The organism is Streptomyces sp. NBC_01716 (assembly GCF_036248275.1).
GTDB lineage: Bacteria > Actinomycetota > Actinomycetes > Streptomycetales > Streptomycetaceae > Streptomyces.
In genome coordinates this window covers 5,826,153-5,839,609 of the sequence record NZ_CP109181.1, presented here as the reverse complement: position 1 = coordinate 5,839,609, position 13,457 = coordinate 5,826,153, and the positions used below count along the sequence as shown (strand labels likewise).

General features: G+C 70.5%; 9 protein-coding genes and 1 tRNA gene. 3 read left to right on the top strand and 7 right to left on the bottom strand.

The genetic code is table 11. The features are described 5' to 3' along the window. Positions 1-13 precede the first annotated feature (13 nt). Positions 14-1,885 carry a YfjP family GTPase gene (locus OIE74_RS25780; RefSeq protein WP_329387566.1) on the bottom strand — a complete coding sequence of 624 codons (1,872 nt, stop codon included), beginning with the start codon at positions 1,883-1,885 and terminating at the stop codon, positions 14-16. 5 nt (positions 1,886-1,890) lie between these two features. Further along, positions 1,891-3,483 (bottom strand): dynamin family protein, encoded by a 1,593-nt coding sequence (locus tag OIE74_RS25775; RefSeq protein WP_329392443.1) that lies wholly within the window; start codon positions 3,481-3,483, stop codon positions 1,891-1,893. Positions 3,484-3,809: 326 nt separating this feature from the next. On the opposite strand from OIE74_RS25775, the gene OIE74_RS25770 reads away from it, so the two are divergent. Beyond that, a tRNA-Arg gene (locus OIE74_RS25770) sits at positions 3,810-3,885 on the top strand. A gap of 252 nt (positions 3,886-4,137) precedes the next feature. On the opposite strand, the gene OIE74_RS25765 is transcribed toward OIE74_RS25770, so the two are convergent. The 3 genes from OIE74_RS25765 to OIE74_RS25755 all read right to left on the bottom strand — a co-directional run bounded on the left by OIE74_RS25765 (position 4,138) and on the right by OIE74_RS25755 (position 7,422). Then, positions 4,138-4,458, bottom strand: coding sequence for a hypothetical protein (locus OIE74_RS25765; protein WP_329387564.1), 321 nt, complete (start codon positions 4,456-4,458; stop codon positions 4,138-4,140). Positions 4,459-5,571: 1,113 nt separating this feature from the next. After that, positions 5,572-7,026, bottom strand: a complete 1,455-nt coding sequence (locus OIE74_RS25760) for an alpha/beta hydrolase (RefSeq protein WP_329387562.1) — start codon at positions 7,024-7,026, stop codon at positions 5,572-5,574. A gap of 120 nt (positions 7,027-7,146) precedes the next feature. Beyond that, positions 7,147-7,422: a hypothetical protein gene (locus OIE74_RS25755; RefSeq protein WP_329387560.1), complete on the bottom strand. Its 276-nt coding sequence runs from the start codon at positions 7,420-7,422 to the stop codon at positions 7,147-7,149. Between the two features lie 189 nt (positions 7,423-7,611). Between OIE74_RS25755 and OIE74_RS25750 the strand changes: the two genes are divergently transcribed. Continuing rightward, positions 7,612-8,799 (top strand): sensor histidine kinase, encoded by a 1,188-nt coding sequence (locus OIE74_RS25750; protein ID WP_329387558.1) that lies wholly within the window; start codon positions 7,612-7,614, stop codon positions 8,797-8,799. Beyond that, positions 8,800-9,477 (top strand): response regulator transcription factor, encoded by a 678-nt coding sequence (locus OIE74_RS25745; protein WP_329387556.1) that lies wholly within the window; start codon positions 8,800-8,802, stop codon positions 9,475-9,477. It abuts the gene before it with no gap. Between the two features lie 429 nt (positions 9,478-9,906). Here the strand turns inward: OIE74_RS25745 and OIE74_RS25740 are convergent, their stop codons facing one another. Both OIE74_RS25740 and OIE74_RS25735 read right to left on the bottom strand, forming a co-directional pair. Beyond that, a complete protein-coding gene (locus OIE74_RS25740; protein WP_329387554.1) occupies positions 9,907-11,223 on the bottom strand; it encodes a dihydrolipoamide acetyltransferase family protein in 1,317 nt (438 codons plus the stop codon). A 32-nt stretch (positions 11,224-11,255) separates the two neighbouring features. Then, positions 11,256-13,433: an alpha-ketoacid dehydrogenase subunit alpha/beta gene (locus OIE74_RS25735; protein WP_329387552.1), complete on the bottom strand. Its 2,178-nt coding sequence runs from the start codon at positions 13,431-13,433 to the stop codon at positions 11,256-11,258. Positions 13,434-13,457 lie beyond the last annotated feature (24 nt).

Here is a 13,457-nt window from a genome sequence, read left to right as displayed (position 1 = left end):
GGCCCCGGGGGAGCTACCTCGTCACGCCGGACACCGTCGAGTACTGCTCCCGCACCTCCCGGTACCGCATCAGCTCCGCCGAGATCGGATCGAGCACCTTCGCCCGCCCGCACCCGGCCGCCGCCTCGCGCAGCCGCCGCTCGGCGTCCTGCCCGTACCGTCTCGCCGGGCCCCGTGCCGCCGCCGCGCACGCCCACTCCACCAGCGGCCCGCCGACGATCCCGGCCAGCATCACCAGCACGGGCGGGACGATGCCCGGCTGAAGCACGCCGATGATCTGGCCGACCAGCCAGAGCCCGCCGTAGATCTGAAGCAGCGTCATGGCCGCCTGCGCGAGCACCGCGGCCGGCCACCAGGCGGGACGGGCGGGGCGCCCGCTCGGCGGCGCCGCCGACACGGCCAGCTCGTCCAGCGCCTCCGGCAGCCCTCTGGCGCCGCGTACCGCCGCCTCGCGCACCGCCTGGGCCCATGGCCTCGGCAGCCCGGCCGCCGCGTCCTCCGAGACCGTACGGACAGCCTGCTCGACCCGCTGCCTGGCGGTGAGTTCGTCCTCCACGAGCACCTCGGCGCGCCGCACGCCGCCGCCGGGCGTCCGGGTGCGCTCGTACCAGCGCCACAGCCGCAGCCACGGCGTCCCGCACGCGCGCCCCGCGTTCCGGCGCCACTCGCGCTCGGCCGCCTCGCCCGTGGCCACCGCGCCCACCGCCCACGCGAGCCGCTCGGCGAACTCCTCGCGGGAGCGTTCGCCGAGGCCCGTGCGTCCGTCGGCGACGTACACCGAGCGCAGCCGCGACGCGGCGGCGTCCACGTCGGCGGACAGCCGCCGGGCGGCGGCGTTCCGCTCCTGGACGAAACGGCCGAGCAGCTCGCGCAGTTCGCCCACGCCCTGCCCGGTGAGCGCGGAGATCGGCAGCACGGTGGCGCCCGGCTCGCCGTGCTCGCCGAGCGCCATGCCGTCCTCGTCCAGCAGTCTGCGCAGATCGTCCAGGACCTGGTCGGCGGCCTCCCCGGGCAGCCGGTCGATCTGGTTCAGGACGACGAAGGTGATCTCCGCGTGGCCGGCGAGCGGTCGCAGGTAGCGCTCGTGGAGGGCGGCGTCGGCGTACTTCTCCGGGTCGACGACCCAGATGACCGCGTCGACCAGCGCCAGTACGCGGTCGACCTGGTCCCGGTGCGCGACGACGGCGGAGTCGTGGTCAGGCAGGTCGACCAGGACGAGACCCTGCAGTTCCTCGTCCCCGTCGCCGCCCGCGAGGGGCCTGCGACGCAGCCTCCCAGGGATGGCGAGCCGGTCGAGCAGCCCGGCGGCGCCCTCGGACCAGACACAGGCGATGGGCGCGGATGTGGTCGGCCTGCGCAGCCCCGTCTCCGAGATCGGCACCTCCGCCAGCGCGTTGAACAGTGCCGACTTCCCGCTGCCGGTGGCGCCCGCGATGGCGACGACGGTGTGGCGCGACGAGAGCCGCTGCCGCGTGGAGGCCTCGTCCAGCACGCGTCCGGCCTCGGCGAGCGTGGTTCCCTCGATTCGGGTCCGGGACAGCCCCACCAACTCGCGCAGGGCGTCGAGCCGTACCCGTAGCGGGCCTTCGTAGGCGCCCCCGATGGGCTGGTGGGCATCGGCCGGGGTCGCCGCCGTTCCGTCCTCCCCGTCGATCCCCTCGACGCCGACGGTGACGGCCACGCCGGCCGCGCCCTTGCGCCCGGCCGCGTGCCGGGCGATCAGCCCGTCGTTCCAGCGCCGGCCCGTACCGCCCGCACCACGGCCCCTGCCACCCGCGTCAGCCCCGCCGGTCCCGCCGGCCTCTCCCGGCCGGGCACCTGTCCGCCCCGAACCGGTCTCGCCGGGCCCGTCCGCCAGCGTCGTCACGTCCGTCGCGTCCGCCATGTCGGTCACATCTCCTTCTGCAGTACGGAAAGCGCGGCGATGAGTTCCGACTGCGGCTCCGGCGCCACTTCGAGCGCGTCGAGGGGAGCCAGCCGCCTGTCCCGTTCTCCGTGCAGTACGTCGTCGATGTACGTCGCCACCAGGTCACCGCCCTTGTCGCGCAGCCGTAGCGCGCCCTGCGCCCCGATGCGCTCAGCGAGCCGCTCCCCCGCGACCCGGGTGCGGTGCCCGCCCAGGAGGACGGCGCCCAGAAGCGCGGCGACGGTCTCGGGGTCGGGCGCGGCGCTGCGTTCGAGGAGCCGTACCTCCTCCTCGGCCAGCTCCTCCAGGACCCGGCGCCACCGCCGTACGGCCATCCCGATCCGCTCGGACACCTCCCGGTCCGGCCCGGATGTCAGGACGGCCGCGGCGGCGGGCTCGCGCCGCCACGCGTCGGTGACCTGCTCGTCGGCGGCGGCCACGGCGCACTGGAGGAGCGCGGCCAGGCTCTCGACCAGCGAGTCGAGTAGCTCGCGCGCCGAGCTGTCCCTCGGGTATCCGCGCCAGCGCGTCCGCGCGTCCCCCGCGAGCACGGCCCCGGCCTTGAGCCGCTTGCGCACCCGCTCGCGCTCTGTCGCGTACGCCTCCTCGACGGCGCCCGTGAGGCGTACGGCGGCGGCGTACTGAGCCGCGACGGCGCCCGCGAGTTCGGGCATCCGTACGTTGAGCGAGCCGATGACACCGGCCGCCGTACGGACGACGGCCTGCTGACGCGCCGCCGGATCCCGCACCCGGTGCGTCAGCCAGGTGAGCAGCGGCGCGACGGCCGTGGTGGGCAGCAGACCGCTGCCGCCGCCGGCCGACTCGGGCAGTTCCGGGATGGTGAAGCGGGGTACGTCGCCGAGGCCCGCCTTGGTGAGCAGCGCCGCGTACTGACGTGACACCTCGTCAATCACCTGGTGCGGAACCCGGTCCAGGACGGTCACGAGCGAGGCGTCGTACTCCTTCGCCGTACGGAGCAGATGCCAGGGCACCGCGTCGGCGTACCGGGACGCGGTGGTCACCATCACCCACACGTCGGCGGCGCAGATCAACTCGGCGGCGAGAACGCGGTTCCGCACGACGAGCGAGTCGATGTCCGGCACGTCCAGGAGCGCGAGGCCGCGGGGCAGCGCCACGGAGGTGTCGATACGCAGCGCGTTCTCGTCGTCCCCGCTCCAGGCCCCGGCCGCGCCGTCCTCCTCCTGTTGCGTCATCCAGACACGTGTCAGCTGCGGCAGGACGCGTACGCCGTCGAACCAGTGGCAGTCGTCGGGGTGGCACACCAGCACGGGGGTACGGGTCGTCGGCCGCAGCACACCCGCTTCGCTGACCCGGCGCCCCACAAGGGAGTTGACGAGGGTCGACTTCCCGGCCCCGGTCGAGCCCCCCACCACGGCGAGCAGCGGCGCCTCCGGGTCCCGAAGCCGTGGCACCAGATAGTCGTCGAGCTGTGCGAGCAGCTCCTCCCGGGTCTGGCGGGCGCGCGGGGTCCCGTCGAGGGGGAGTGGAAGACGCACGGCGGCGACACGGTCGCGCAGCGCGGAAAGTGCGTCGATCAGCTGAGGCCGTACGTCCAAGGTCACCACATGCGAAGAATGCCCAACTTTGGAGCCTTTTTGAAGCGTATAGCCATCTCCTGCGCGCCGGTCAAGGGCGGGGGACAGACGGGACGAGTGGGGCGCAGGCATAACGAGTGCACAACACCCGCAGCTTCAGGCGCGAAAAGCACTGCACGAATCGCACCTGCCTGCGATTATCGGTTCGCTTCACTGAACCTCCACATCGTGCCACGCAGGTGAAGCAACCGGGCCAGGGTGAGCGGAGCCCTATCCTTGTCCCGGCACAGGTCGCGGACCGCACGGACTGCCTCACCGGCACTCCGGGCCCCCGAGGCCACGTTCCGGCCCCCGTAGCTCAGTGGATAGAGCAGGCGCCTTCTAAGCGCTTGGCCGCAGGTTCGAGTCCTGCCGGGGGCACCACTGACCTAGCGTCAGTTTGGCGTCATTTTTGCAGGTCAGGATCTATATGTCATGTCGCGTCTCCTGGACGAACCCGACTCCCCCTCCGACGGGGGTGGAGTCCGGCTGGCACCGGCCAAAACCGGGCTTCTACAGGCGTCCGTCCCACATGCGTCCCACAGAATCGGGTGCGTGGGAACACCCTTCAGCTCCGTGCAGCGCACAGCAGAGCGGCCTCGGACCCCTTGTTCCTGGCGGTTCCGAGGCCGGTCTTCACGCTGCCAACGGCGGGAGATCCTGCACGCTTTCGACACGTCTGAGGTAGTCGTCCCGCTGGCCGACGATGCAGCGCGCGTAGATGGCCGGCTCGTAGTCCGAAAGGATCTCCTCGCGAGCCTTCGCCCAGACACGCCGGAAGACCGACCCTGCCGGCATGCCGCCCTTCTCTCCCGGAAAGAGGAGTCCCGCGTAGCAGAGGGTGGCGAAGAAGGCCGGGTAGAGGCTTCCGCGACGCGGACGTCTGCCTGTCCGGTCCAGCATCTTCGCGACCAGGTCGCGATTCAGCAGGCACCGCTTATCGACAACTGGCGCCACGCTCGGTGCGGTGCGCTCCCCTTTGCCCTTCGGGAGCGGGTTGAACTTCAGGTAGGCACTTTACGAGCTGTGGGGCTACAACAACGTCGTGAGCAGCGACCGTTCCCTGACGCTCCGGTCTACGCCACGATGCTCCGTCAACTGGGTTGGACGCCACGTGCCCGCACCCTCCACGTATCAGATCGACGGCGAGGCCGACAACTTTCCCGTGCAGCAGATGTGCACCTCGGCGGGAGTATCCACGTCGGGCTTCTACCACGCAGCCGCTCGAGCAGGGGGACGGCGGCGTCGCGGTCCTGCACGCTCGCCGCAGTCACCGCGACAGCCGGGACCAGGCCGAGCAGTCCACCACCAGGTGCCGCTTGCGTCCGCCCACCTCCTTCCCGCCGTCCCACCCGGACGTCGGACGCGGGATGTTCGCCGCCGCCCGCACGGACTGCGAGTGATCGCGGCCGTAGGCTCCGGCGAACGGCCCTCCTTCTGGCGCACCTTGTCGCGCAGCCGGTCGTGGAGTTCGGTCAGCAGGCCCTGGACCTGCCAGCGGCGGGCGAACGCGTGCACCCGCCTGAACGGCGGGAAGTCACCGGCAGGTTCGCCGACTCCACACCGTTGTCGGCCACGTAGCGCGCAGCATCGACCATCTGCCTGTGGCAGTAGCCCTCCGGCCGGCCGCCCCGCCCTTCCAGCCATGCTGGAACAGGTACAGGGCCTCCTGGGACTGCTCGGACGGGATCGCACCCCCGAACTACCAAGAGGCCCTGCGTCGGGCGATGGGCTCCACCTGGGTAACCGGTCCGATGAGCTGTGAGATGACGAGTGCCAGGGCGATGACGAGCATGATCGGCGAGAGGAATCCGATCAAGCTGCTCAGTGCCGGGGGCGCGGTCGAAGTGCGCGGGGCGCCCTTGGGCGAAGTCGCGGTCCGGGACGAGTTGGTACTCGGTCCCCTCGGTGGTGACGTAATGGCAGCGCTTGAGCCCGAAGCCGAAGACAGAACAGTGTCCGGAAAAGCGACTGCCACCAGCGGAAACGCCTCAGCGCTCGCCCGTCCCCGGCTGGATCCACCGCACGGCCCGACGACGCCGCCGCTCTTTGAACATGTCCCGGTTCCCGTTACTCGCTCGGCTCCGCCGCGCAGGCGAGGTCCTGCGGCGGGCGTTGCCCAGTGGTCAGGAATGCCGTCACCGCGTCGTTCGCGCACGTGTTGGGGCCGAACGGATAGACGCCGTGCCCGCCCTGGTCGGCCGTTACCATCGTGGCCCGCTTCCCGAACGCGTTCCGCAGTTTCTGGGCGCCGGCCAGCGGTGTCCCCGGGTCGCGTTCGTTCTGCACCATGAGCACGTTCGACGGGCCCCGGTCACCGATGCGCACCGGCGGTTCGACCTGCTTGTCCGGCCAGAACGCGCATGGTCCGATGCTGGCCGTGGACCCGCCCAGCATCGGGTACTTCAGCCGGTCGACCGCGACGTCGCGCTGATAGTCCTGAACCGTCCCCGGCCAGCGCGTATCACTGCATATCACTGAAAAGCGGGAGGCCATGCTGTTCTCTATGTTCTCCGGCAACGGCAGTGTGGGCGGCAGAGGCCGGCCCTTCTCGAGCGCTTGCCAGGTGACGGCCAGCAGGGGCATGGTCGCATCGCTGTAGAGGTACTCGAACGTGAGCCCGCGGAACAACGTCCCGTCAATGCCCTGGACCGGCTTCGCCTCCAACCGCTTCGCGAGATCGAAGAACTTCGCGGTCACCTGATCCGGCGTGGTGCCCAGACCGTACTCGGGACGCGCGGCCGCGAACGCCGCGAAGTCCGGGAACCGGTCCTCCATTCCACGGGCGAACAACCGCATGGCCGTGACGTCGTAACCGCCCGGGCCCAGGTTGCTGTCGAGCACGACCCGGTCGCCGCGCTTGGGGAACATCGTCGTGTACACCGCACCGAGGTAGGTGCCGTACGAATGACCGAGGTACGAGAGCTTCCGCTCGCCCAGCGCCGCCCGGATCCGGTCCATGTCGCGCGCGGTGTTCGCGGTGGTGGTGTGCGGCAGCATCCAGGCCGTCCGCGAGGTGGCGCACTGCTCGGCGACGGTCCGCGCGTACCTCGCCTCCCGCGCGACATCGGCCGCGGTGTGCGCGTACGGCGGGAAGTTGCGGCGTGCCTGCTGTTCCGGCGTCAGATCGCAGGTCACCGGCGTGCTGCGGCCGACGCCGCGCGGGTCGAAGCCGATCACGTCGTAGGAGTCCAGCACCTTCTGGGGCAGCCCTGAGCCGGCGAGAAGGGCCGGGTAGTCGAGTCCCGTACCGCCGGGGCCGCCTGGATTGGTCAGCAGCACGCCACGGCGCTGCGAGGGGTTCTCACTCGCCAGTCGCGAGATCGCGATCTCGATCTGCCGGCCGTCGGGATCCCGGTAGTCCAGGGGGACTTCGAGCGTCGAGCACTCGAGACGGGGTGAGGCGATGCCCTCCGGGCACGGGCCCCACCGCACGGTGTCCGGCGTCGTCGCCAACGACACTCCCGGAATCGCGGTCACCGCCACCGCGGTGGCGGCAAGGGCGAGGGAGAGGGTTCTGCGCATCTGATGTCCTCCTGAAGGGGCGCATGGTGACGCCGGAACGAGGGCTCGGAACGCCCGCCGTCAGGTCCTGCCGGCCCATGGAGGCCGACCGGACAGGACCTGGCCGCGTGCCGGATCGCGTCAGGCCGTTTCTCGGCAGCGGATTTCTCCGGAATCACCGGCCCGCCCGGCGTCCGGTTCCCGGTGGGTGTGTGCCCAGCCACCGAGCACCATCGCGACGAGCGCGATGGATCCGAGGAGAGCCATCCGGCCGGCAAGGCCGCCGGGGACCCAGTCGAAGATGCCCCACAGCAGCTCGGAGTCCCGGTTGAGCAGACCGCGGATCACCGCTTGGGCGGCCAGGGCCGTGATCACCATCCCCACCGCCTCAAGGGCTCTGAAGCCACGCTCACGCATCGCGCTTCTCCGTCTCGTGTCCGGTTGTCTCGGCACGTGAACGAGTCTGTCCGTGCGGCGCGGCCTCCACATCAGCCCGACGACTCGAAAGGCCTTCGACCCCAGGCGAGACGGTCATTCGACTTTGGTCCAGGGCGTATCAGCCCCTGGTCCGACTCACCGGACATACGGTGTCGCGATAATGACCAGGTGGACACGGACGTCGCACCATGGCTCGGGTGGTGGCCGCAGGCCTGGCGGCTGGCAGCGGCCGCGGCAGTGGGCATACCGGTCTGGCTCGCCACCGGTGTGCTGCTGAAGTGGCAGGCGGCCGGTACGGGCTCCTGGTTCCTGATCGGTGATCCGCTGGTGGCGCTCGGCTGCTTGACGGTGCTCGTGTGGCGGCGGCGGTTCCCGCTCGCCGTCGCCATGACGGTCGCGATCGCGTCGACCGCGTCGGCACTCGCCACCGGCGCCGCGCTCGTGGCACTGGGTTCGGTCTCCACCCGTCGCCGTCCGGTGGAGATCGGGGTCGTCGGGCTGGCCTACGTGACCGCGTCACAGTTCGCCGTCGGGCTCTACCCGGTCCAGGGCCCGAGCCCGCCCGGCCCGTGGTGGGTCCAGCTCGTGTTCTCGGCGCTGACCGCGGGCATCGCGGCGGCCGTGGGCACGGCCATCGGCGCGCGGCGTGTCGAAGTGCGGTCCCTGCGGGACCGGGCGGAGAGTGCGGAACGGGAACAGACCGCGCGAGCGGCGCAGGCACGGGCCCTGGAACGCAACCGGATCGCGCGCGAGATGCACGACGTGCTCGCGCACCGGATCTCCCTGGTCGCCATGCAGGCCGGGGTGCTGGACCACCGCGGCGACCTCACAGCCGAGGAGAACCGCGTGCTGGTCCGCTCCATCGCCGACGGCTCCCATCAAGCCCTGGAGGAACTACGGGATGTCCTCGGTGTGCTCCGGGCCGACCCGACCCGCCCGGAACCACCACAGCCCTCCCTCGACCGCATCCCCGAACTGGCGGCCGACGCCCGCGCATCCGGACTGGACGTCACACTCACCACCAGCATGACGACAGATCCGCCCGACGTCGTAGGGCGAACCTGCTACCGGATCGTCCAAGAAGGACTGACCAACGCCGCCAAACACGCCCCGGGCGCACGCATACATATCACCCTCGAAGGGACGGAAGGCGACAAATTGGAGGTCAGTGTCCGCAACTCCCCAGCCCTCACAAAAAACGTGCGACCGCCGGCGTCGGGATTTGGCCTGCTCGGCCTCGGCGAACGAATCACCCTCGCCGGCGGAACACTCGACCATCACCGCACACGCGACAACGGATACGTCCTCACCGCACGACTACCCTGGCCGAACCCCACCCACGAAAAGAGAACATGAGTGGACAGCGAGCGGGAGCCGGTGCGCGTCGTCATCGTCGACGACGACCAGCTGGTGCGCGTGGTGCTGCGGCTTGTCATCGACGGCGAACCGGACCTGACCGTCGTCGCGGAGGCCGCCGACGGGGACGCCGCGATCACCGTGGTGGATGAGCAGCGGCCGGACGTCGTGCTGATGGACGTGCGGATGCCCGGCCGTGACGGTCTCAGCGCGACCCGGGAAATCCTCACCCGCCGGGCGCCACCCCGGGTGCTCATGTTGACCACGTTCGACGCCGATGCTCTGGTGCTCGGCGCGCTGGACGCAGGAGCACTCGGGTTCGTGCTCAAAGACACCCCGCCGCCGCGGATTCTCGATGCGGTGCGGACCGTCGCCGAGGGCAACCCCGTACTGTCTCCAGCGGCCACGGCACGGGTGATCGCCGCAGCCACCGGGCCACGGTCCTCCTACGCTCGCGACTCGTCCCGCGAAGCCGCACGGAGACAGCTGGCCGCGCTGACCGAACGAGAACTCGAAACCGCCCGGGCCATCGCGGAGGGGCTGGGCAACCCGGAGATCGCCCGGAGGCTGCACATCAGCATCGCGACCGTCAAGGCACACACGGGCAACCTGTTCGCCAAACTGGCGGTCGAGAACCGGGTACAGATCGCGCTCCTGGTCCGCGACGCGGAGGAATGACGGACTCCGCGACGAGGTGAACCTTGAGCGGATCGCCACGCGCCGGCCGGTCACTCCGCCGCTCGCCCGGGCGTTCTGTCGGACGCGCGCCGACCGCCGGCTCGTCTCACGGCGGGCGGCGGCCTGTACGAGTCCGCCGTCCGCCGGGCACCCGTCGGTCGAGTGCGGACGAGCCGGACATACTCCCCGGCCATGCGCACCTACCGCGACCTCTTCCGCACCCCGGAGTTCACCGCTGGCGCTGGAGTTCTACGCACGGCTGCGGGCCGGCCGTACGGCGGGCGGCCGGCGCCACTGCTACGGCGCGACGGGTGCTTTCGAGGAGTTCCATCACCGAGCTTGACGGCCTTTCGGGCCCGGTCGCGAGCAGCGGACATCCGAGGAGCGTTGTCCCGGGTGGCGCGCTTTCGCGGAGGTGTCGGCGGCTGTTCAGGTCAGCAGCCGTAGCGGCGTCTCGATGTGCTCCCGCAGCGCGGAGAACCAGCGGGCCGCCAAGGTGCCGTCCGCCGGACGGTGATCGACCGACAGGGTCAGAGTCATCAGGTCCGCCGCCTGGAGACTTCCGTCGTCCGCGACGACCGGAGCGCGCGTCGTTGTCCCCACCGCGAGGATGGCGGCCTGGGGCGGGTTGATGATCGCGCTGAACTCCTCGGCTCCGTACATCCCCAGGTTGCTGATGGTGATCGAGCCCCCTTCGAGGTCTCTCTGGCGCAGAGTGCCGCCGCGGGCCTGCTCGCCGAAGGCGCGGACCTGGGTGGAGATGGCCGACAGGGAGAGGCCGCCGACGTTCCGCAGCACGGGGGTGACCAGGCCCGACTCGGTCGCGATGGCCACCGAGATGTCGACGGCATCGAAGCGGTGTACCGCGTCGTCGGTCCAGATGACGTTCATCTCGGGAACCTGGACGTGAGCCTTGGCAACGGCCTTGATGAGCAGGTCGTTGACGGAGATCTTCACGTCGCCCGCCGCGTTGAGCTGCCGGCGCAGAGACAGGAGCTCACCTACGCGGATCTGCCCCTTGAGGTAGAAGTGAGGAGCGTTCTGTTTGCTCTCGGTGAGCCGGGTGGCGATGGCGCGGCGTATCCGGGAGTGCGGGATCGTCTCGTACGGCGGGACGGCTTCGGGTGCCGGCGTCCGCTGTGCGGGGAGCGGCACGGTCTCGGACGTGCGTGGTGCCGCGGGCGCCGGATCCGGCGTCGCGGCGACGGCGCGGGTGATGTCGTCGCGGACGATGCGGCCGCCCGGTCCCGTGCCGGTGATCGACTCGATGGCGATGCCGGCCTCGCGGGCCAGGCGGCGGGCCAGAGGGCTGGCGAAGATCCGGCCCTGGGTCTGGTGGGGGACGCGCGCGGGCATGGCGGACATCGGCGGTTCGGACGTGGGCGGTTCGGACGTCGGCGGCGTCGAGGCCGGGTCGGGAACGTCCCGGCGCACGGCCTCCGTGAACTCCGCGGGTTGCGCGATGCCGAGGCTGACGAAAAGGGTTTCGAGATCCCTCACCTCCTCACCCGGCATGGTGATCACCGCGATGGGGCTGCCGACTTCCACCTCGGTGCCGGCGGGTACGAGGGTCTTGAGCAGACTGCCGTCCGACGTGGCCGGTACGTCCACCTCGGCCTTGTCGGTCTCGACGACCACGAGTGAGTCGCCCGCGCTGAACGAAGCGCCCTCGGCGACGGGCCAGCCGGACAGGACCGCCGCCGTCGAACCAGCCGCGACCTCCGGCATGCGGAGCAGGTCAGCCATGGTTTCCTCCGTGTTGCGTAGGTGCCGTCGGTTCAGCGACCGGTGATCTTCTTGAGCTGTGCGGCGACTTCTTCGGTCTGCGCGATGGCCGCCCGTTCGAGGACCTTGCTGATGCTCGGGGATGCCTCGCCTCCGGTCACCCGCTGAACGGGCTGGTCCAGCCAGTCGAAGTAGCGGCGCTGGATCTCGTCCGCCAGCCAGCCTCCGTACGAGGTGCCGAGGGCTCCCTGCTCGGCGATCAGGACGTTGCCGGTCTTGCGGATGCTCGCGCCGATGGTGTCCCAGTCGATGCTGGCCCGGTCCAGCCAGCGCAGGTCGACCACCTCGGCGTCCACGTCACCGCCTTCCACGGCCTGAAGGACGTACTTGGTCATCGCCAGGTAGGTCAGCACGGTGATGTCCGACCCCGTCCGGCGAACCGCGGCCTTGCCCACGGGCAGGTGGTAGTCGTAGTCGTCCACCGGGACCTCGCCCGTGGTCCCGTAGAGATCGACGTGTTCCAGCACGACCACGGGGTCGTCGCAGCGCAGCGCGCTGTTCATGAGGCCGATGTAGTCGAAGGGGCTGGACGGCGCGACGACGCGCCAGCCGGCCGCGGTGGCGAGGATGCCCGCCGGATCCATGGAGTGCTGCGAGCCGTAGCCGGTGCCCATGGCCACCTTGCTGCGCAGGACCAGAGGCACGTCGCTCTCGCCCCCGAACATGTGCCGTGCCTTGCCGATCTGGTTGAACAGCTGGTCCGCCGCGACCCACATGAAGTCCGCGTACATGAACTCCACCACCGGCCGGTAGCGGCCCTCCAGGGCGATTCCGCCCGCGAGGCCGGCGAAGGCGTTCTCGCTGATAGGAGTGCCGAGGACACGAGTGGGGAACAGCTCGGAAAGACCGCGCGTGGCGCCGTTCGTGCCGCCCTTGAGGCGGTGCACGTCCTCGCCCATCACGATGATGCGGTCGTCCTCGGACATGCGCCGGTGCATCACCCCGGCCACCACGTCGATGAACTTGCGCTCCTGCGTGGCGCCGGCGAAGTCGGAGAGTTCGGCGGTGCGGACCCCCTCCAACTCGCCGAGGCTGCCGCGGATCCCGACGTCACGGAAGTCGGGGTCCGGCCACAGCTGAGGCTTGATCTGCCGCTGCCCCGGCTTGCCTCCCGGCACGGGCTCCAGCAGTTCGTCGCCGACAGCCTCCATCTCGGCCCGCGCACGACGCGTGCACTGGGTCACCTCCTCTTCGGTGAGGATCCCCCGCCGTACGAGATGGGAGGAGACAAGCGCCAGCGGATCGCGTTCCCGCCACCGCTGTTCCTCCTCCTTGGTCCGGTAACCGAAGGCGCTGCCGGGGAAGGGGCCGTTCTGATGGAAGTAGCGGTAGACGTCCGCTTCTACGACGGTGGGGCCCTTGCCCTGTCTCATATGGGCCACCGCTTCGCCGGTGGCCAGGTGGACGGCCAGCGGGTCCATGCCGTCGACGCGCCAGCTGGGGATGTTGAATCCCAGGCCGCGGGCCGACAGCCGGGGCTCGGCGGTGACCTCGTCGACGTGGGTCGAGACCGCGTACTGGTTGTTCTCGATGAAGAAGCACACCGGCAGCTGCCACGCGCCGGCGAGATTGAGGCTCTCCAGGACGGATCCGATGTTGACCGCACCGTCTCCGAAGTAGGAGATGGAGACCGCGTCCGTGCCGGCGTGGCGCGCCGCCCAGGCGAATCCCGCGGCCTGCGGGACGCCGCCGCCCACGATGGCGTTGGTCCCCATGGCACCTGCCTCGCGCCACCGCAGGTGCATCGATCCACCACGCCCGCGGCAGTAGCCGTCGGCCAGTCCGCAGATCTCGGACAGGCTGCGGGAGAGAACGGTGCGCAGCGCCTCGGACAGGGGCGCCCGGGGGTCGATTCCGTCGGGCGCCACATATCCCAGCGTCTTGGCCAGGAACTGGTGGTGCCCGCGGTGGGACCCGTTCACATAGTCCCTGCCGGTGAGCGTGAGCACCGACCCCACGGCTCCGCCCTCCTGGCCGATGCTGGAGTGCGCGGGCCCATGAACCAGCCCTTGGGAGGCGAGCGACAGAACGTACTCCTCGAAGGTGCGGATGAGGAGCGTCTGGCTGAACATCGTCATCAGCAGAGCGGGATCGGCGCTGTCCCAGTCCTTCTTGGTCGTGGCGACATCCACCCAGGGGGATGTCGGGGTGAGCTTTTTGTATGTGGGCACGGACGCCTCCAGATGTGAGCGCGC